The 20,543-nt window shown below is 53.8% G+C and carries 16 protein-coding genes and 1 riboswitch; of the genes, 13 read left to right on the top strand and 3 right to left on the bottom strand.

From position 1 onward, the window contains the following. Positions 1-17: 17 nt before the first annotated feature. Together B1748_RS07555 and B1748_RS07550 are read right to left on the bottom strand one after the other, a co-directional pair. The gene (locus tag B1748_RS07555; protein ID WP_087567261.1) at positions 18-1,184 is read right to left on the bottom strand and encodes an iron-containing alcohol dehydrogenase; all 1,167 of its coding nucleotides are present in this window, start codon (positions 1,182-1,184) and stop codon (positions 18-20) included. Positions 1,185-1,376: 192 nt separating this feature from the next. Further along, entirely contained in the window at positions 1,377-3,734 is a 2,358-nt protein-coding gene (locus B1748_RS07550) for a helix-turn-helix transcriptional regulator (protein ID WP_179215447.1), read from the bottom strand. A 304-nt stretch (positions 3,735-4,038) separates the two neighbouring features. On the opposite strand from B1748_RS07550, the gene B1748_RS07545 reads away from it, so the two are divergent. The 12 genes from B1748_RS07545 to B1748_RS07490 all read left to right on the top strand — a co-directional run bounded on the left by B1748_RS07545 (position 4,039) and on the right by B1748_RS07490 (position 17,791). Further along, positions 4,039-4,986 (top strand): ABC transporter permease, encoded by a 948-nt coding sequence (locus B1748_RS07545; RefSeq protein WP_087567259.1) that lies wholly within the window; start codon positions 4,039-4,041, stop codon positions 4,984-4,986. Positions 4,987-4,997: 11 nt separating this feature from the next. Then, the gene (locus B1748_RS07540; RefSeq protein ID WP_179215446.1) at positions 4,998-5,900 is read left to right on the top strand and encodes a carbohydrate ABC transporter permease; all 903 of its coding nucleotides are present in this window, start codon (positions 4,998-5,000) and stop codon (positions 5,898-5,900) included. A gap of 26 nt (positions 5,901-5,926) precedes the next feature. Beyond that, positions 5,927-7,570: an extracellular solute-binding protein gene (locus B1748_RS07535; RefSeq protein WP_179215445.1), complete on the top strand. Its 1,644-nt coding sequence runs from the start codon at positions 5,927-5,929 to the stop codon at positions 7,568-7,570. A 14-nt stretch (positions 7,571-7,584) separates the two neighbouring features. Beyond that, a complete protein-coding gene (locus tag B1748_RS07530) occupies positions 7,585-8,442 on the top strand; it encodes an MBL fold metallo-hydrolase (protein WP_087567257.1) in 858 nt (285 codons plus the stop codon). Positions 8,443-8,612: 170 nt separating this feature from the next. Continuing rightward, positions 8,613-10,682, top strand: a complete 2,070-nt coding sequence (locus B1748_RS07525) for a bifunctional aldolase/short-chain dehydrogenase (RefSeq protein WP_087567256.1) — start codon at positions 8,613-8,615, stop codon at positions 10,680-10,682. 80 nt (positions 10,683-10,762) lie between these two features. Next, on the top strand, positions 10,763-11,140 hold the full coding sequence (locus B1748_RS07520; RefSeq protein WP_256975566.1) for a sensory rhodopsin transducer: 378 nt from the start codon (positions 10,763-10,765) through the stop codon (positions 11,138-11,140). 31 nt (positions 11,141-11,171) lie between these two features. Next, the gene (gene rhaI / locus B1748_RS07515; RefSeq protein ID WP_087567254.1) at positions 11,172-12,392 is read left to right on the top strand and encodes an L-rhamnose isomerase; all 1,221 of its coding nucleotides are present in this window, start codon (positions 11,172-11,174) and stop codon (positions 12,390-12,392) included. After that, a complete protein-coding gene (locus B1748_RS07510) occupies positions 12,392-13,873 on the top strand; it encodes a rhamnulokinase (RefSeq protein ID WP_087567253.1) in 1,482 nt (493 codons plus the stop codon). The genes rhaI and B1748_RS07510 overlap by 1 nt, the downstream gene beginning before the upstream one ends. Before the next feature lie 38 nt (positions 13,874-13,911). Further along, entirely contained in the window at positions 13,912-14,670 is a 759-nt protein-coding gene (locus B1748_RS07505) for a DeoR/GlpR family DNA-binding transcription regulator (RefSeq protein ID WP_087567252.1), read from the top strand. Between the two features lie 15 nt (positions 14,671-14,685). Continuing rightward, positions 14,686-15,414 carry a (Fe-S)-binding protein gene (locus B1748_RS07500; protein ID WP_087567251.1) on the top strand — a complete coding sequence of 243 codons (729 nt, stop codon included), beginning with the start codon at positions 14,686-14,688 and terminating at the stop codon, positions 15,412-15,414. Beyond that, the gene (locus B1748_RS07495; protein ID WP_087567250.1) at positions 15,411-16,934 is read left to right on the top strand and encodes a LutB/LldF family L-lactate oxidation iron-sulfur protein; all 1,524 of its coding nucleotides are present in this window, start codon (positions 15,411-15,413) and stop codon (positions 16,932-16,934) included. The genes B1748_RS07500 and B1748_RS07495 overlap by 4 nt, the downstream gene beginning before the upstream one ends. Positions 16,935-17,026: 92 nt before the next feature. Then, positions 17,027-17,791 (top strand): LutC/YkgG family protein, encoded by a 765-nt coding sequence (locus tag B1748_RS07490; RefSeq protein WP_087567317.1) that lies wholly within the window; start codon positions 17,027-17,029, stop codon positions 17,789-17,791. 926 nt (positions 17,792-18,717) lie between these two features. Here the strand turns inward: B1748_RS07490 and B1748_RS07485 are convergent. Continuing rightward, complete coding sequence (locus B1748_RS07485) at positions 18,718-19,632, bottom strand: hypothetical protein (RefSeq protein ID WP_087567249.1); 915 nt, start codon at positions 19,630-19,632, stop codon at positions 18,718-18,720. Positions 19,633-19,836: 204 nt separating this feature from the next. Between B1748_RS07485 and B1748_RS07480 the strand changes: the two genes are divergently transcribed. Beyond that, positions 19,837-20,358: a hypothetical protein gene (locus B1748_RS07480; protein ID WP_087567248.1), complete on the top strand. Its 522-nt coding sequence runs from the start codon at positions 19,837-19,839 to the stop codon at positions 20,356-20,358. Between the two features lie 135 nt (positions 20,359-20,493). Then, positions 20,494-20,537: riboswitch (PreQ1 riboswitch) on the top strand. Positions 20,538-20,543 lie beyond the last annotated feature (6 nt).

The raw sequence follows: 20,543 nt of genomic DNA, 5'->3' as shown, positions 1-20,543 counted from the left end.
CCTCGATCGATAGTAGATTAGAGCGACATTTCTAAAATATTGCGCACATCTTGTTGGCCCAGGCGCTTGAAGTTGCCGATCTCGCCGTAACGAACGGCTTCCTCTGCCATTCGGTCCAACTGGTCCGCTCCGATGCCGAAGTCGGCCAAGCGGGATTCCGCTCCTATGCGAGTGAAGAAGGCGCGCGTTGCCTCGATACCCGCAAGCGCAAGCTCATCGTCAGTGCGGTCATCACGCTGGATGCCCCATACCCGCTGCGCGTATTGGACAAATCTGTCAATGCGTTCTTTGTACACGTATTTCATCCAGTTAGGGAAAATAACCGCGAGACCCGCGCCATGCGGAATGTCGTAGATCGCGCTGACTTCGTGCTCGATGCCGTGCGTCGCCCAATCGGTATGCACGCCGACGCTGATGAGTCCGCCGTTCAGCGCCATGGTGCCGCTCCACATCAGATTTGCCCGTGCCACCGAGTCGTTAGGATTGGACAGCGCCGGTTCTACGTTCTCGATGACGGTCTGAAGAATAGATTCGCACAGTCTCTCTTGCAGGGGCGTATTCTTGGTCAGGCTGAAATATTGCTCAAACACATGCGACATAATGTCGATGGACCCGTACACCGTTTGATTGCGAGGCACGGAGTAGGTAACGGTGGGATCGAGTATCGAAAACTTGGGATAAATATGGGGACTGCCGCTGCCGCGCTTTAACTTGGCATCCCAATGGGAGATAACGGTGTTGCCGTTCATCTCGGAGCCCGTAGCGGCCAGCGTCAGAATCGTTCCCAGAGGGAGTGCTTCCTGGATTCGTGCTTTGCCTACGAAGAAATCCCAGACGTCGCCGTCGTACGGAACGCCGGCCGCGATCGCCTTGGCCGCGTCGATGACGCTGCCTCCGCCGACCGCCAATATAAAGTCCACGCCTTCCCGGCGGCAAATGTCGATGCCCTTCCGCACGGTGGACAGGCGAGGGTTCGGTTCAATGCCGGCCAGCTCATGCACTGCGATTTCCGCTTGCTTGAGCAGATCGATCGTTTGGTCATACAGGCCGTTAGCTTTAATGCTGTTGCCTCCGTACACAAGAAGGACGTTTCGGCCATATGTAGCGGTCATTTCGGCGACTCGACGCGTTTCGCCATCGCCGAACACGATGCGGGTAGGATTGTGAAACTGAAAGCTGTTCATGCGGCAACCTCCTTTATCCGTCTAATTTCAAAATACGGTAATGTTTTTTGTTACCACAATCTGATAAAACCCACCTCATGCTTACGAAGCGGCTTTGCTTTGCAAAGCTGGAGGTCGCTCACCACTGAGAGGCCGCGATAGAGGTTTTCTCATAGTTGACGCGATTTATTTTATCCGTAACGATCCCGGGTGTCAATGTTTCGGGTAGGGATTGGTTGAGTCGGGAACCGACGTTGCCGCATCCGCCGTCGCGATTCCGGATAGCTGCCGCATCGACCGGAATTTAGTGGGCGAGACGCCTTCGCGTTTGCGGAACGCGCGGGAAAAGTTGTTTTCGTCTACGAACCCGACCCGTTCTACGACTTCTTTGATCGTGAGGCTGCCGGTCTCCAGGAGCTCCTTCGCTTTGTCGATGCGCACTTTGGACACGTATTGCATGAGAGGCAGCCCGTTCTTCGTCTTGAAATAACGCGTTACATAGGAAGGAGTCAACGACAGCTTCTCCGCGACCATGGATAAACTCAAGTTACAGTCGATGTAATGAGCCGCCACGAACTCAAGCATGGAACCATACAACCGATCTTCGCCCGACTCCTCGCCCAAGCTGTCCTGAATGCAGTGAGCCGCGTCCATGAGATTGGCGCAGGCTTCTTCTATCCTTTCGACTTCCGCCTCGGCCAGACCGTCCAGCTTGTATTTGATCGCTTCGCGATGGGCTAGCGGGATGTTATTGACGAATTGATTCAAGCTGAATACCATCTGCAAATAGGTGCTTCGGAACGCGGTAGGGTCCTCGAGCCACAGGAAGCGAGCTTCCAGTTCCCGCATGATCTCTACCAGCTTGTCCGGCTGCCGGGACGAGACGGCTGCATTGAGCTCGGCAACAAAGCTCAAAATATGGCGTTTATCGTTTTCTGTTTGGTCTGCTCTCTGACGATCGATTTCCGTTGGGGTAATAATCGCTTGTTTCCCCGAGAAAATTCGGAATTCGGCCAACGCCAGGGCGGAGCTGAAAGATTGATGAAGTTCGCTCGCGGGCTGAAGCTCGCCGACGAAGCAGGAGAGCGACAAAGAGAAATGTCTTTGCATGAACGCGCCGATTTGGGCTGCGAATGCCCGGCTGCGCTCTTCCCATTCTCCCGCGTTCTCCCGATGCCAGGCGACGATGCCGACTATGCCTTTGTCCACGGCCAAATCGAGGGCGTAATGGACGCCATGGTCGCCAGTCAGGTTCTCGAATGCATTGCCGATGACGTATTTTAACAGCCACTGCTCGCTCAGGGGCTCTTTGCCGACTTTGGCATTAAATTCGTCGAACAGGAACACCAGCACGTTGCAGCCCGCGCTTTCGCCAAAATATTTCCTCAGCGCGTTCTGATTCGCCTCGCTGGTGTTATCCACATTCAGCTTGCCCATAAGCAAAGCCTGCAAAAGCTGATTTCGGCTTAGAACCTCTTGATTGTTCATCATATTGGACATGTTTACGCTTTCGTCCCGAATCTGACGAATGTATTCGGATAATCGGGCTAATTCGTCTTTGCCGCCTTCTTCTTTCAGCTTAGCGGGCTCCAAATCGGCAAAGCTGCTAGACAGCTCCTGAATCGGCTCGTAGCTTTTGCGGGCCGAACGGAAGCTTAGAGCCATCCCAAGCACGATGGATAATAGAATAATAGCGATCGAAATGGCAAGAGAAACATAATATTCGTGATAGTAAAGGCTGTGCCGAATGCCGCTGACGACCTGGAATTCTTGTTTGGCGGAAGTTTCTTGCAGCAAGAGGTAGCCGGGAAGCCGACCTCCTTGCTCCTGAGCCCTTGCCAGACTCGCATATTCCAGCTTTGGATCGTCCGCAAGATAAACAATGGGGGTTCCTTGACGGTCAAATACGATCAGATTGCTTCTGCTATCGATGATCTGCTTGAAATTTTGCAGCAAGGCCGGATAGTTGAGCTTATAAACCATGACGCCGCTGGAGTAAGGCGTGCCGTCAAGCGGAACGAGGAACAGCAGCACCTGATCGCGATCGCCTTGTTTGCTTTCGTTCGATAATGACGAAAGCAGAACCGGCGCTTTCAATTGTTCCAGCATGCCGCGGAAGCCGGCCGTCGAAATTTTGTTGCCGGCAATCAGCTTGATATAACTTTCCGGCGAATACATGCCCGTGTCGGTAAAGATCGTATTCGCGAGCGAGGGATGCAACGTATTCCGATAGAATAGGCCGATCGAATCAAGATCGATGGAAGGCGCCTTTAATTTGGACAGCTCGCCGGAAATCAAATAGGGTTGTTCGAATTGTTCCTGCAGGCGATATGGCAGAAGCTCGGAGTCGCGGGAAACAAACAAGGTCAATTGCTGCAACTCCAGAATACGGTTGTCCAGCAGCTCCGTGGCATGTGCCATGAAACGGTGGGCATTGTCGGTTAACCGCCCGTAGGCATTCGTCAACGAAATAATATTGGTGGTGAGGAGCATGGCTCCCGACACGCCCAAAATCAATAAATATCTGCGAAAATATTGTCTGAACAGCTTGGAGCGAAAAGCGCTCAACATCTTGCTCACATCCCGATGCATAATTGAAATTTTGTATTAACAACTATACGAACTTTGCTGCGAGTAATCAATCATTATGAGGACAATTGCAAAAAATGACGGGTCGCTGCGAAAATTGCAGGGTGCGTAAGGCGCGCCAAATATCAATTTTTGCTGTGAGGGAGCAATTATCTATCGTTGCGGGAGCGGTTGTCTTCTCTTATGATCGAGCTTGTGAGACGACGCTGTTCCGAATAAGGATAGCTGAGGACCGAATCTGGCCAGATTGGTTTCCACTCGAGAATTTCGTAAGGAGGTTTGCTCGATGCGTGCTCGATCCGCGGCCGCGCCCGTATCCATTGACGGGATGCGCAAGCGGAGATTCGGAATGCGCAGCAACTGGGATTATCTAATTTTCATTATTCCAGTGATTGTCTATTTCCTGGTCTTCTGCTATGGCCCTATGTATGGCGTGCAATTAGCGTTTAAGCGTTTTAATCCGATAGACGGCATAACCGGCAGTCCATGGATTGGCGTCGACAATTTTCAGAGGCTTTTTGATTCGTTCCAGTTCGCCCGTATTCTCAATAATACGCTCGTCATTAATTTAATGAAGACGCTGATCAGTTTTCCGATCCCCATCATCCTGGCTTTAATGTTTAACGAAATGAGACGGGAGCGCATTAAGAAAACGTTCCAGACGATAACTTATGCGCCTTATTTTATTTCGACGGTCGTATACGTCGGGATCATCAATTTGTTCCTGGGCGGAGAGAGCGGATACATCAATCACATTTTGGATTACTTTGGGCTGGGACCGATTCCTTTCCTGACGGATTCGAAGTACTTTTCGAGCGTCTATGTCGGAACGGATATATGGCGCAACTGTGGATGGAATTCCATTATTTTCATCGCGGCGCTATCCGGCGTGGACCCACAGCTGCATGAGTCTGCGCAAATTGACGGTGCGAGCCGGCTAAAGCGGATCCTGCATGTCAACTTGCCTTGTTTGCTGCCGACGATCATCATCCAATTCATCTTGCAAATGGGGAAAATGATGTCGCTCAGCTACGAACGCATTCTATTGATGCAGAACAGTCTTAATGTGGAAGCATCCGAGGTTATATCGACCTATGCTTACAAAATGGGGCTTATAAACATGGATTACGGCTTTTCGACGGCTGTCGGACTGTTCAACAACGCCATCAACATTGCTTTGCTGCTGGTAGCCAACCGGCTAGCCAAACGATACAGTAGCAGCAGCCTGTTCTAGGAGGGATCATTATGCAGGCCGTGTCCTATAAAATTCGCGAGTCTAAGGGCGATAAAATCTTTTTGTTCATCACTTATATTCTCATCGCGGCGTTCGTCCTGATCATTCTCTATCCGTTGCTTTATGTGGTCAGCGCGTCCTTCAGCGATCCTGCGCTGGTCATCTCCGGCAAGATAGGGCTGATTCCGCAAGGGTTTAATGTAGAAGCGTACCAGCGGGTATTCGCCAATCCGGAGATCTGGGTCGGTTATCGCAATACGCTTATGTATACGATCATCGGGACGGTCGTCAATATATCGCTGACGATGATGGGCGCCTATCCGCTAGCGCGCAAGAACTTCCCGTTCCGAAGATTGTGCATGATCTTTTTTACGATTACGATGTTTTTCAGCGGCGGTCTTGTGCCCATGTATCTGCTTGTCAAAAATTTGGGGCTGTACAATTCGATTTGGGCGATTATATTGCCCACGGCTATTAATGTATACAATATGATCGTAGCCCGGACCTTCCTGGAGACGACGATCGACGAACAGATCTATGAATCGGCTTATATTGACGGCAGCGGGAACATTCGCTCGTTTTTCGCGATCGTGCTGCCGCTGAGCGCGCCGATCATCGCGGTTCTGGTATTATTTTACGCCGTTTTCCATTGGAATTCGTACTTTGAAGCGATGATCTATTTGAAAGATCGCGAGTTGTATCCTTTGCAATTATTTTTACGGGAGATTCTGGTTATGAATCAGTCCGATAATATTATGATGGACTCCATCGAGATGGACACCAGCAAATTCCTGGTCGCGGAAAGCGTCAAATATGCCGTTATTATCGTGTCCAGCATACCTGTGCTCGCGCTATATCCATTTCTGCAAAAGTATTTTGTTAAAGGCATGATGATCGGCGCTTTGAAAGGCTAAAACTTATACGGGAGATGAATGTAATCATGAGAAAAAAATGGGTTGCGGCCGCAGCGGCCGTGCAAGTCGTTTCACTGCTCGCCATGACGGGCTGCGCATCCAACAACAACGATGGTCAATCGGAGCCTGCAGGACAAGGCGCGGCAGCCGAGTCGAAGGATAATATCAACAAGACCGGCTTCCCGATCGCCAATGAACCGGTGCAGTTAAAGGGACTTGTATCCAAATACGAGCTCGTAAAGGACTGGAACGAACATAAAGGCATGAAACATTACGAGGAGCTGTCCAACGTCATGATCGAATGGGACAGCGTGCCGCAAAACTCCTTCGAGGAGCGCAGAAACCTGCTGTTCGCATCGAATGATCTGCCGGATTTCGTGATGCGCGCGAATTTGTCCTCCCAATTGCTGACGTCTTACGCGGCCACTGGGCAGATCATCGCGCTCGACGAATTGATCGAAGCAGGGTACGCGCCGAATCTCTCCGCATTGATGGAAGAAGACGAGGGCATTCGGAAGGCGATTACGGCCGCGGACGGCCACATCTATTCCCTTCCGAATATTAGCGAAGCCGACGGACGAATATCCTCCTCCTGGATCAACCAGAAGTGGCTGGAAAAGCTCGGCCTCGAGATGCCTTCGACAATGGACGAATTTTATGAGGTGCTGAAAGCATTCAAGGAAAAGGACCCGAACGGCAATCAACAGGCAGACGAGGTGCCTTTCACAGGATACAAGGAAACCAAGAGCAGCGGCAACGAGTTGATCCGCACGTTCTACGGAAGCTGGGGTTACGGAGGCAATTCAGGCATCATCGCTCCTTATATGGACGTGGACGGGGAAGGCAAGATCCGCTACATCGCGACGGACGATACATTTAAAGAAATCATTGTTTTCTTCAATAAGCTGTGGACGGAAGGCCTGATCGACAAGGAAATATTCTCTCAGGATATGAACAAGGTGGTTTCCAAGGTGGATGAGGATCGGGTCGGCTTCGTCGCTCGCGGCAACAATAATCTGTGGCTTGGCAATAATCGCGCCAATTATGTGCAGAATCCGGTATTGCGCGCAACCGACGGAGATATCTATTGGGTTGGAGTCAATCCTAAGGTACGCGAAGTGGGCTCCTTCGTCATTACGAACAAAAATCCGAATCCGGAGGCTACGCTTCGGTGGGCCGACCACTTCTTGAGCGAAGAGGGCACGGCGCTCGCCAGACTCGGGATCAAGGATGTCACGTATACGATCGACGCTGACGGATTCTACAAGCTTAAGGACGAATTCGCCAACAATCCGAACGGATTGACGGTCGATGAGGCATTGTCGGAATATACGATTTTCCAAGGCGGCCAAATTACGCAGCGCGTGACGCAGAAGGTCGATCAGAGCGCGGCCGTATTGCCGGAGATGATCGCGAACAAGGATATTATCCGTCCATACCTCGTACCGGACGAGAAATTGATGAATCCCAGCTTCACCGAAGAGGAGAACATCAAACTCGGTACGATCGCGACAGATCTCGAAGCGTATACGGACGAGCAAGTTGTCAAATTTGTAACCGGATCGAGACCGATCGGCGAATGGGATAAATTCGTAAGCACTTTGAACAACATGAAGCTGGATGAATATTTGGCTATCTACCAGGCGGCATACGACCGCTGGAATCAGTAAGGGGGCGGAACACCATGAGATTTTACGGTACAAGCGCGGCGGAGGGCATCCCTAACCCGTTCTGCTCCTGCTCCGTGTGCCGGAACGCCCGGCAAACAGGCGGCGCCGAGGTGCGCCGCCGCTCCACCTTCCGAGTGAACGAACGGATTTCTCTTGATCTGGGCGCCGACTCCTTCCAGCAAGCCATTGATTACGGCGATTTCACGGAGCTTGCGCATGTGCTGGTCAGTCATACGCACGAGGATCACTTCAACTATATGATGATGAATGTCCGCAACATGGCGATTGAAAGACATAAGGAGCCGCTTCATATTTATTTGACCGATCGCGCATACGACATCGCCGACTTTTATCGCCAAAGCCAACCTATTATGAAGGGCATGACTACTCGCTTGGAAGAGCAGGGCGTCATTGCTTTTCGCAAGCTGGAATTTAACCGGACGGCGATAGTGGACGGCATGGAAGTTACACCGCTCCGCGGCAATCACAGAGGCAATATGGGCGAAGATTGCGCCAATTATTTGCTGCGATTGCAAGATGGAAGAAAGCTCTATTACGGAGTAGATACGGGCTGGTACTTGCCTGAGACCTTCCGGGCGCTGGAAAATGCGGCTCTGGACGTACTCATCAGCGAATGCACCTTCGGTCTGACCCCCGGACGCGGGCCGCATCCCGGCGGGCATCTGGATGCTCCCAGTTGCATGGGACTATTTCGCCAATTGCTGGAGCAAGGAACGTTGCACGAAGGCACGCATATTTATTTGACGCATATTAACCATTTCACCTCAACCCACGCGGAGCTTGTGGAATGGTTCGCCGCGCAGCATTTCCCTTGCCGGATTACAGTCGCTTACGACGGGCTGCGGATTTAACCGACGACAGACGCTTCCATCTTCTCGATAGAGGAATGGGAGCGTTTTTTTGTTTTGGATCATCTTTGTTTTCTTCCGAAAATAATTGTATTCAAACAAAAACAAAGATGATATACTGGAACCAATCAAAAACAAATAAAAACAAAAATTACTTGGAGGTAAAAGCAAACATGGTGCAATCATTATGGGAATCTTCGAAAGCAGCAGAGCTTAACGGGGGATTGAGCGAGCTGGTATACCGCTCCAACCTGATCGGCACGGACCGCAGAGTGTGCAACTTCGGCGGCGGCAATACATCGACCAAAACGATGGAGAAGGACTTCCGCGGACGCGACGTCGAAGTCATGTACGTAAAAGGAAGCGGCTCCGACCTGGCTACGATGAAAGCGGGCAATTTCACCGGTCTGCGCATGGACGACATTCGTCCGCTGTTCGAGCGCGGCGAGATGTCCGATGAGGATATGGTGGCTTACCTGGCGAACTGCATGATCGATGCCAAACATCCGCGTGCTTCCATCGAAACATTGCTGCATGCGTTCCTTCCTTTTAAACACGTTGACCATACGCATCCCGACGCGATTATCAGCCTGGCATGCGCGGATAACGGCCGCCAGCTGGCGGAAGAGATTTTCGGCAACCGTTTCGTATGGGTTCCTTATGTACGTCCTGGCTTCACGCTGTCTAAGATGATCGCGGAAGGCGTCCTTAACAATCCTAACGCCGAGCTTGTCATAATGGAGAAACACGGTCTGGTTACTTGGGGGGAAACATCCGAGGCTGCTTACGCGCAAACCATTCGCATTATCAATGAAGCGGAAGCGTTTATCGAGGCGCGCGTTAACGAAGCGAAGCTGTTCGGCGGAGCGCGTTACGAATCGCTGCCGGCCGATGTTCGCAAGTCGATCGTCGCAGCAGTGATGCCAACCGTTCGCGGCGCCGTCAGCGACGTCAAAAAGATGATTTTGTCCTTCGACGACGCGGACGACGTGCTTTCCTTTGTAAACGGCTCGGATTCCGCAGCATTGTCGCAAGTCGGCGCGGCTTGCCCGGACCATCTTGTTCATACGAAGGTCGTTCCGCTCTTTATCGACTGGGCGCCGAACGCAGACGATGCCGAAGGCTTGAAAACGAAGCTTGCCGAAGGAATCGCGGCTTACAAGGAGCAGTACTCGCAATATTTCGAGCGCAACAAACATGAAGGCGACGTCATGTTCGAAGCGGCTCCACGCGTCATTCTTATTCCTGGTATCGGCATGATCAACACAGGCAAGAGCTGGGCGATGTCCCAAGTCAGCGGCGCGTTGTATCACCGTGCCATCGCTGTTATGCGAGGCGCAACGGCGCTGGGCAACTTCGTTTCCCTAAGCGAGAACGAATCCTACAATGTAGAGTACTGGCCGCTTGAGCTGTACAAGCTTTCGCTTGCTCCTGCAGAAGCGGAATTCTCCCGCAAGGTTGCTTTCATTACGGGCGGAGCCGGCGGCATCGGCAGCGAGACGGCGCGCAGACTCGTATCCGAAGGCGCCCATGTCGTACTGGCTGACCTGAACCTGGAAGGTGCCCAGAAGGTTGCCGGCGAAATTAACGAGAAGTACGGCGAAAACCGCGCGATTGCGGTGAAAATGGACGTGACGAGCGAGGAACAGGTGGCGGCGGCTTATGCCGAGACGGCGATCGCATACGGCGGCGTTGACATTATCGTCAACAATGCGGGTCTGGCGACTTCCAGCCCGTTCGACCAGACTTCCCTGAAGGAATGGAACCTGAACATGAACGTGCTCGGCACTGGTTACTTCCTGGTTGCGCGCGAGGCGTTCAAATTGATGAAGACGCAAGGCATTGGCGGCAACATGGTGTTTATCGGATCCAAAAACTCGGTATACGCAGGCAAAAACGCATCGGCATACAGCGCGGCGAAAGCGCTGGAAGCGCATCTTGCCCGTTGCATCGCGGCAGAAGGCGGCGAGTTCGGCATTCGCGTCAACACGGTTCTGCCGGACGCGATTCTGCAAGGCTCCGCGATCTGGAACGGCAGCTGGCGCAACGAGCGGGCAGCCGCTTACGGCATCGAGCCGGATCAACTGGAGGAGTACTACCGCAAACGTACGACGCTGCTCGTTAATATTTATCCGCGCGATATCGCGGAGGGCATCGCCTTCTTCGCTTCGTCGAAAGCAGACAAAACGACGGGTTGCATGCTGACGATTGACGGCGGCGTGCCGGCGGCGTTTACTAGATAATATCCGGGCCCAAGTGGTCCGCCTGCATCCACGTTTAAAGGACGCCAGGCGGACCTATCGCCTAAGAAGGGATGATCGATTTGTTCCAGGCCAGAGGAGAGAAGCATTGGATCATTCCGGACGGATTTATTCCGCCGGACAGCTCGGGCAGCTTGACCAGTCATGAATCCGTTTGCGTCCTTAATACGTCTTCCGAAGAGGCGCTGCTGAGATTTACGATCTTTTTCGAGGATAGGGAGCCAATGGAGGACATGCTGCATGTTGTGCCGGCGAGACGCACGAAGCATATCCGGACATCTTCCCTTCAGAAAAACGGCGCAGGCATTCCGGTGGGCGTGCCTTATGCGATCGAGGTGAAAAGCGATATTCCCGTTATTGTGCAGTACAGCAGACTGGATTCCACGCAAGCGGAGAATGCGCTGATGTCGACAATGGCGTTTCCGTTGAAATCGAAATAATACCATTCAATTATAGAGAGGGTGCCGTAACATGACAGATCGCGCGTATTCGCTGTTCGAGGAGCAGCAAGGGGCAAGAGGCATTAATTTAAAAGAAGTGAAAGCGAAGCTGAAAGGACTTAGCATCGAAACTCCGTCCTGGGGCTATGGCGATTCCGGTACGCGCTTTAAGGTGTTCCAGAAGGAAGGCGTGCCGCGCAATCCGTTCGAGAAGTTCGAGGATGCGGCTCAGGTGCACAAGCTGACTGGCCTTGCGCCGTCTGTTGCGATCCATATTCCTTGGGACAAAGTGGAAGATTACGGCAAGCTGAGAAGCCACGCGGAGAGTTTGGGTCTCGCGATTGGCGCGATCAATCCGAACCTGTTCCAAGAAGACGATTACATGCTGGGCAGCGTGACAAATGCGGATGCCGCCATTCGCCGCAAGGCGACGGATCATCTGCTGGAATGCGTAGACATCGCAAAGGAAACGGGTTCGCGCGATATCAGCCTGTGGTTCGCGGACGGCACGAACTACCCGGGACAAGGCAACATTCGCAAACGCAAAGCATGGATGCAGGAATCGCTGGGCGAAATGTATAAAGCGCTTGCGCCAAACATGCGCATGCTGATCGAATACAAATGCTTCGAGCCGGCGTTTTATCATACGGATCTCGCGGATTGGGGCATGGCGTACAACTTGGCGCAAAAGCTGGGACCGCAGGCCGAAGTGCTCGTAGATACGGGCCACCATCTGCAGGGAGCCAACATCGAGCATATCGTCGCTTATCTGATCGACGAAAAACGTCTCGGAGGTTTCCACTTCAACAGCCGCAAATACGCGGATGACGATCTTATCGTAGGTACCGTCAATCCATACGAGCTGTTCCTGATCTTCTATCAAATCTTGAGCGCGGCGAGCGACCGCGACGAGGCGATCCAATCCTGCGTGAACAATATTGCGTACATGATCGACCAGTCGCATAATATCGAAGCGAAAATTCCAGCGATGCTGCGTTCCGTGCTTAATGTGCAAACGCAATTCGCAAAAGCGCTGCTTGTTAATCACGAGGAAGTCGAAGCGGCAGCAAACCGCGGCGACGTGCTGGCTGCCGAACATGCGGTGCGCAGCGCATTCGAATTCGACGTTGCTCCGCTGCTGCGGTCGTACCGCGAAGAGCAAGGTTTGTCCGTTGATCCGATGGGCGATTACCTGACCTCCAGCTACGGGAAAGACATTGCCGTCAGAGGCAAGGGCGGTGCGAGCTGGTGATGCAGAAGCATGTACTGGCTTTCGATCTCGGCGCCAGCAGCGGCAGAGCCATGCTGGGTCGGCTCGAGGACGGCAAAATCGTTCTCGAAGAGCTGCATCGCTTCCCGAACGACCCTGTGCAGGCAGGCGGACGGCTGCATTGGGATATTCTTCGCTTGCTTCATGAGCTGAAACAAAGCTTGTTGAAAGCGAAACATCGCGGCATCCAGCTGAGCAGCATCGCCATCGATACTTGGGGCGTTGACTTCGGCCTGCTGGGCGGTCCCGGCAACGAGCTGCTGGGCAATCCCGTCCATTATCGGGATTCACAGACCGATGGAGTGATGGAGCGTCTCATCGGCGAACTGTCGGCGGAGACGATCTTCGACCGTTCGGGGATTCAGTTTCTGACGTTCAATACGCTTTATCAGCTTGAGGCCATGAAGAAGGCCGGTTCTCCGTTGCTGCGCGAAGCGAAGCACTTCTTGATGATTCCGGCTCTGCTTCGTTACTTCCTTACGGACGAAATGCACAATGAATTCTCGCTCGCGACGACGACGCAAATGTACAACCCGATAACGGGTGATTGGGATGACGAGCTGCTGAAGGCGGTAGGCGCGGACCGTTCGCTGTTTGGTCCAGTCGTTCAGCCCGGCACGCCGGTCGGTCGGCTTAGCGAATCGGTATGCGCGGAGCTGGGCATTGAGCCGGTGCCGGTAATCGCAGTAGCCGAACATGACACGGGCTCCGCCGTTGCGGCGGTGCCGGCGAAGGATCGCTCGTTCGCCTACCTGAGCTGCGGCACATGGTCGCTGATCGGTACCGAAGTAAGCGAGCCTGTTATGGGAGCGAAGGCGCTGGAGTTGAACTTCACGAACGAGGGCGGCGTATACGGCACGTACCGGCTGCTCAAAAACATCATGGGCCTCTGGATCTTGCAGGAATGCAGACGCGAATGGGAGCGCGCAGGCGTTAAGTATACGTTCCCCGAGCTGGTGGCGATGGCTTCGGCTGCTGAGCCGTTCGCATGCTTCATTGATTCCGACGACGAGCTGTTTCTGCCCCCCGGCGATATGCCTGGCCGCATTCGCGAATATTGCGAGCGGACGGGACAGAAGGCGCCGGAAAACGAGGGAGCTTTCGTACGGGCCATCCTGGAGAGTCTGGCATTTAAATACCGTTATGCGCTGGAGCAGACAGGGCAGCTGTCCGGCGTGACATATAGTGGACTGCATATGGTCGGCGGCGGCATTCAGAACACGCTGCTCTGCGAATGGACGGCGAACGCGATCGGCAAGCCGGTATGGGCGGGACCAATCGAAGGAAGCGCAATCGGCAATATGCTGGTACAATGGATAACGAACGGCGAATTGAGCGACATTTGGGAAGCGAGGCGCGTAGTCGGCGATTCTTTCCCTGTAGATGTCTATGAGCCCAAGGACGGGCCGCAATGGGAAGAGGCTTATGTCAGGTTCTTGGCCGCTACCGGCTTGACGGGCTAAAATAACGTGATCGATGATGGTCGGGAAAGAGGGATTCTATGCTGGTTGCGGAACGATACGACTTAATTGTACAGCTGGTTAATGAGAGAGGCAGTATTCGCGTGACGGAACTCAGCGAGCTGTGCCAGGTGACGGAGGAGACGATCCGCCGCGATCTGGACCGCTTGGAGCAGGCCGGCCGATTGCGCCGCTCCCATGGCGGTGCAGTGAGCGTAAAGGAGCAGCAGCCGGAGATTCCTTACTTTGAAAGGGAGATTGTCCGGGCAGACGAAAAACGGCGAATCGCCGAGGAAGCCGTGAGCTTGATCCGCCCCAAGGAGCGGATTTTGCTGGATGCCAGCTCCACGGCTTGGTATATGGCTCAGAGCATGCCGGATATTCCGCTGACGGTGCTGACCAATTCCATCAAGGTAGCGATGGAGCTGGCCGGCAAGGAGCGGATCGAGGTCATTTCGACGGGAGGCATTCTTGCTTCCCGCAGTTTGTCCTATATCGGACCGCTGGCGGAACGTTCGCTGGACGCCTATCATGTCGACCGGGCGTTTCTCTCCTGCAAGGGCGTTCATCTGGACCGGGGCATCAGCGAGTCCAACGAGCTGCAAGCACGCATCAAACATCGGATGGTTGGCATGGCCGACGAAGTCGTCTTGCTCGCGGACTCCAGCAAATTCGGCGTCCAGGCGTTCACCCATGTGGCCGAGCTTGGCGCAATTCATCGAATCATTACGGATAACGGGCTGACCCCGGAGCTGGGTGCAGAGCTTCGGGAACGCCAAATTACCGTTACGACGGTTTAACAGGTGGGTGCAGTCATGAAGGTATCTCTATTTATTACTTGTTTAAGCGATGCAATCTTCCCGCGAGTCGGGGAAGCGATGGTCAGGCTGCTGGCGAATTACGGCGTTACGCTGGAATTCCCCCGCGTCCAGACCTGCTGCGGGCAGCCTGCCTACAATAGCGGCTACTGGAAGGAAGCGCGCGAGTCGGCTCGTACGATTCTCGACGCGTTCGAGGACAGCGACTTTGTCATTTCGCCTTCCGGCTCCTGCACGGGCATGCTGCATCACTATACGAAGCTGTTCGAAAGCGATCCCGTTATGCTTAAGCGGGCCGAGGCGCTGCGGGCAAAGTCGTACGAGTTCACTCAATTTCTCGTGCAGGTGCTTGGCGTGACGGACGTCGGGGCAACCTTTTCGCGCAAAGTCACCTACCATCCATCTTGTCATGGAAGCCGGATTCTGGGCGTGAAGGACGAGCCGATGCAGTTGATGAAGAACGTCAGAGGCATGGAGCTTGTGCCGCTTCCGTTCGCGGAAGACTGCTGCGGCTTTGGCGGCACCTTTGCCGTTAAGATGGCCGATATTTCGGGCGCGATGGTGACGGAGAAAGCCGATCATGTGCTGGAGACGGAAGCCGAGGTGCTGGTAGGCCTCGACATGGCTTGCCTGATGAACATCGCGGGCAATCTGCATTATCGCGGCGAACCGGTGCGCGTCATGCATCTGGCCGAGCTGCTGTACGAAGGAGTGAAGGGAGCATGAGCGGAGGGAAATCAGGAGCGACGGTCAAGGCGAGAGCCGAACTGGCGCTGAACGACGAATTTCTGCGCAAGGCGGTACGATTCACGACGGAGCGACTGCGGAACGGCAAGAAAAAGGCGTCCGAGGAGCATGGCAATTGGGAGGAGTGGCGGGAGCGCGGCCGGCAGATTCGGCTGCATACGATCGCTCATCTCGACTATTATTTAAATACATTCGTCGAGAATGCTAGGGCGAATGGCGTGCATGTGCATTTTGCCGATACGGCTCAGGAAGCAGTAGAGCTTACGCTGGATATCGCGGAGCATGTCGGCGCAAGATCGGTCGTGAAGTCCAAGTCCATGGTTTCGGAGGAGCTTCATCTCAACCACGCGCTGGAATCCATCGGCGTGGAAGCGATCGAAACGGATCTGGGCGAATATATCATCCAGCTTGCCGGTGAGATGCCTTCGCATATCGTCATCCCGGCTATTCATAAAAACCGTTATCAGATCGCGGAGCTACTGTCCAAGGAAGCTGGGTATGAACTGCCGCCTGACACGACGGCGCTGGCCAGCTTCGTGCGCAAAAAGCTGCGCGAGAAGTTTCTGGAAGCGGATATCGGCATGACCGGCTGCAACTTCGCGATCGCGGAGACGGGCTCCATGGTGCTGTTCGAGAACGAAGGCAACGCCCGTATGGTGACAACCGTGCCGAAAACGCAGATTACGCTGATGGGCATGGAGCGGATCATCCCCTCTTGGGAAGATCTCGAGGTGATGGCGACGCTTCTCCCGCGTTCCGCGACGGGACAGAAGCTGACGATGTACATGTCCGGCATTACGGGACCGAAGCGGACGGCCGACGGCGACGGACCCGAGGAAATGCATATTATTATCGTCGACAACGGCCGATCGCTGCAGCTTGGGGACCCCGAGTTCCAGGAGCTGCTTAATTGCATCCGCTGCGGAGCTTGTCTCAACGCTTGTCCGGTGTACCGCCATATCGGCGGCCATGCTTACGGCAGCACGTACAGCGGCCCGATCGGCGCGGTGCTGACGCCGTCGCTTAACAAAAATATCGCCGAATGGGACGATATCGCCAATGCGTCCAGCCTTTGCGGCGCTTGTTACGAGGCTTGTCCGGTCAAGATTCCGCTGCACGATATGCTCGTCTACCTGCGCCGCCGCAAGGTGGAGAGCGGCAACGGCAACAAGCTGGAGGGCATGGGCATGCAAGGCTTCGCCACGGCGATGAGCAGCTCGAAGGTAATGGGCGGTCTTTTACGGATGGGCAAGCTTGGCCAGAAGCTGGTTGTACGCGACGGTTTCATTCGTACGAAGCTTGGCCCTCTGAAAGGCTGGAATACGTACCGCGTTACGCCAAGCCTGCCGAAAAAGTCGTTCCGAGACCAGTGGGCTACGCTTGACCAAGAGCTGAAAGCGGAGCTGCGCGAGATGCCGACGGCCATGCGCGAGCGTATGGAGCAGAAGGCGCGGGAACAACGCGAGTCGAAGGATGGAGGAGGACACGGTCATGGGTGATGCGGCCGAGAAAATGGCCGGGTCTTTCTTTGACGTGGCCGACTCCGCGGGGCGGCAAGGGAGGCATAGACATGAGTAAGCATGTGACGGGAATGAGGAGCGGCGCTGACAAGTCATCTGGCGGAAGCCAAGGAGACGAGTCTCGCGAGCAATGGCTGGCTCGTCTGGCGGAGCAGTCGCGGCAGAAGCAGGAGCGATTTATGAATAATATCTCGGAACGCCTGCGCCATCCACGGATGACGACGGCTCCGAAACATCCTTATCGAGGCGCTCCCGACTTCTGGAGAGAGCTGGATTGGACGACCGAACAGAAAATCGATGCGTTTTCGGACAACTGGTTGTCCGTAGGGGGGCATGTCGCGAAGCTGGGGAGCATGGATGAAGTCTCCGCCTTCATTACGGCCAAAGCCGAGGAGATGGGCGCGAAGTTTCTCGTCCGCCAGGATGACCCGACATTGGCGGGACTCGGGCTGGAGGAGGCTCTGCCAGACGTGCAGGTGTCCGTTTGGAACAGCGACGAACATCAGCCTTGGAAGGCACGCGCGGCCGAGGCGGACTTCGGCGTCGTGCAGGCGGACCATGCCGTTGCCTACACGGGCTCCGTTGTCGTAACGTCGTCGAAGGAGAAGGGGCGTTCTGTTAGCCTGTTGCCGACGGTGCTCTTTATCGTCATCCCTGCGGAACGTCTAAAGACGCGGCTGGGCGAGGTGTTGATCGGGTTAGACGAGGCGGGCCGCGAGGCGCTGCCTGCCGGCGTCCACTTCATCACGGGACCAAGCCGCTCCTCAGACATCGAAAACGACCTGACGATCGGGGTGCACGGCCCTGGCGTCGTCTACGCGTTGATTGTTGGGTAGCATGCAATTACAATACGATAAATGCAAGAGCCGTCCATTCCGCTTAAAAAGCGGAGTGGACGGCTCTTGTCGCTTGAATTTGTTTACTGCAGCTTTTTTCGGCCCCCTAGTTTTTTGGCTTATTCCTCAAACGAACAGATCAATATAAAATCAGCTTAAGCAGGAGGACTTTTCGTGGCGGACAGTTCATCTTTACGAAATTCAAGGGGCGTTTTAACGAACATCTTGGCTCCGTCGCCTTCTACCACGCCACCAAGTATGTCGGCATCGCCGGCGCCATCGGCTTCCCGCTGTATCACTGGGTGGGGCGGAATGGGAGGGATTAACTGAGTAATTAACTGAGTAATTAAGCAAGCAGTTGCTTTCGCGCTGAGTGAGCAACATCGCTGGCACCGCTCAATTTCCCTCGAAGGAGCTGCTTTTGCAGATTTAAGTCGGTGGTATCGCTCAATTTCCCTCGAAGGTGCAGCTTTCGCAGATTTAAGTCGTTGGCACCGATCTATTTCCCTCGAAGGTGCTGCTTTCGCAGATTTAAGTCGTTGGCATCGCTCTAATTCCTTCGAAGGAGCTACTTTCGCAGATTTAAGTCGTTCGCACCGATCTATTGTTCTCGAAGGCGCTGCTTCCGCGGAGTTAAGTCGCTGGCATCGCTCTATTTCCCTCGAATTTTCTGCTTTGGCGGAGTTAAGTCGTCGACATCGATCTATTGTTCTCGAAGGCGCTGCTTCCGCGGAGTTAAGTCGTTGGCATCGCTCTATTTTCTTCGAAGGTGCTGCTTTCGCAGATTTAAGTCGTTTTCATCGCTCTAATTCCTTCGAAGGAGCTACTTTCGCAGAGTTAAGTTGTTAGCATCGCTCTATTGGTTCACATCGCAAAGCCCCCGCCAGCACATGACGGGGGCTTTGCGGTATTCAATCATTTGCATCTTATTCCTGCGCCGCACCGTTCGCCAGATAAGTCTCGATAAACTCCAGAGCCTTGTCAGGACGTTCGGCATTGACGCGAACGGCGATAATCAGATCCTCTGCAGGTTTTATGAGAGGCAAGTCCTTGTCCAACTTGGTATCCTTAAGATCGATGCCGTAGATACGTTCCTCGGGTACATCCTCCGTTGTCAGCTTTCTCGTCCGATCCTCTCCGGCTCCGCTGATCTCGGGCTTGCCGTCAAGCTCCAGCAGCGCGCCTTGTCTGCCGATCCACTCGAACATGGCACGGTCCATAATGTAGATGTCCGGTTTCTCCGACATTAATGTGACAACGGCTTTCTGCAGGTAGGCGTATTGATTCATGTCGTCCTGAGGTACGAATACAATGTTGGACTCAACGCGCTTCCATTCCGGAAAGGCGCTCAGCATGGCCGCATTTGTCTTTTCCTTGCTGTCCTTGTTGTCCGGTTCCATAAAGGTGCCGTAAAACGAAACGCTAAGATCAATCGGCGGCAGGCTGGCCAAATATTTCTGATATTCGCGTTTGTCGATGTAGCTGTTGATTCCATAAATAATTGCGGCGATTAGTGCGATTGCGACGAACGTATGAATTTTGTAATAACGCCAGAAGTGATCGATCTTTTGGGCTCTGCCTGCCATCCCCTTGAACTTGCCGTATTCCTGTTCGTTGAAGGCGTCAGTGATCTTGCGGTCCTCATAGGCAAGGATCAGCTTGTACGCCGCCGTTACTTTCGCGAAGTCGTCACCCTGGGAGGCGCTTTCAACCTCTGCCCGCGATCTGGACCGCTCTCGGCGCATTAACGTCGTATAACGTTTCTCGACCTCTTCCTTGGGGGCGAACTCCTCCAGACCCAATAATGTGTAAGCTTCTTTTAAGTCATCCAACTTTTCCACTCGGTCACCTCGATTATGCTGCTCTCATGATTGGCAAGCAGAGCTTGCGTATCTCTTCTTATAAGTATACGGATTTCCGGGGCGTACGGCAAACTTGGGTGAGGGGAAGACGACGGGTATTTTTGCCTACCGCCGATCCAATCGTTTGTTATACTGGAATGAGGCTGGTTTACAGGCTGATTCGGCTAATTGAGGGGGAGCGGTATGTTTCATCCAACCGTCTTTGAAAATGTAAAGGTAGCGCTGGAGAATGAGCTGTACGACCTAGATAATCTGGATCGCAAAATTGACGTTACAGGCAGGCGCGATTTGTTGGATATGGCCGTGCTGTCGCGCGAGCTGTCATTGTCATGCCGCTTGGCTGACGGAGGAACGACGACGGCAGAGCTGCTGCTAAGCTCCTCGCTTAAGGAGTTGTCCGACGAAATTTTGGAGATACCGGGCGCAGCGTCCACATGCCGACTTACGCTGCGGTTCCATCTGGAGACAGACGGATCAGCCGGAACATGCGAGGCGGTGGAGCGATGTTTTAAGGACATCTGGGGAACTCCGCTGAGGCTTGTCCAGACGATCAGCACCGTGTATGGCAGTCAGGAAAGTAATGTTCGTCATTTGGCCGAACTTGATTTCGGCAGGGGAATCGGAGAAGAGCAGATGGAGGATTTGCCGGAATTGCTGGACCATATCGTATTAACGTTGAGGGAGCTGGACAGGTTGCTTAAGTGAGCGAAACGTTGCAGCATTGTCAATACTCTCTATTTCAATTCCGCATAGGCTGTGTTATAGTACGAGTGAACAATTGAAGATGCAACTCCGGTTGCTGCCGCGAAGATTCCGGGTACATTTCCCATCGCCAGCATGCCGGGAGAGGTTCGCGAACTCCCTCTATAAAAAACTAAACGAAACGATTG

Origin of the sequence: Paenibacillus sp. MY03, assembly GCF_002165585.1 — a bacterium.
GTDB lineage: Bacteria > Bacillota > Bacilli > Paenibacillales > Paenibacillaceae > Pristimantibacillus > Pristimantibacillus agaridevorans.
Note: the sequence above shows the minus strand (reverse complement) of the source record. Positions and strands in the feature narration are given on the sequence as shown.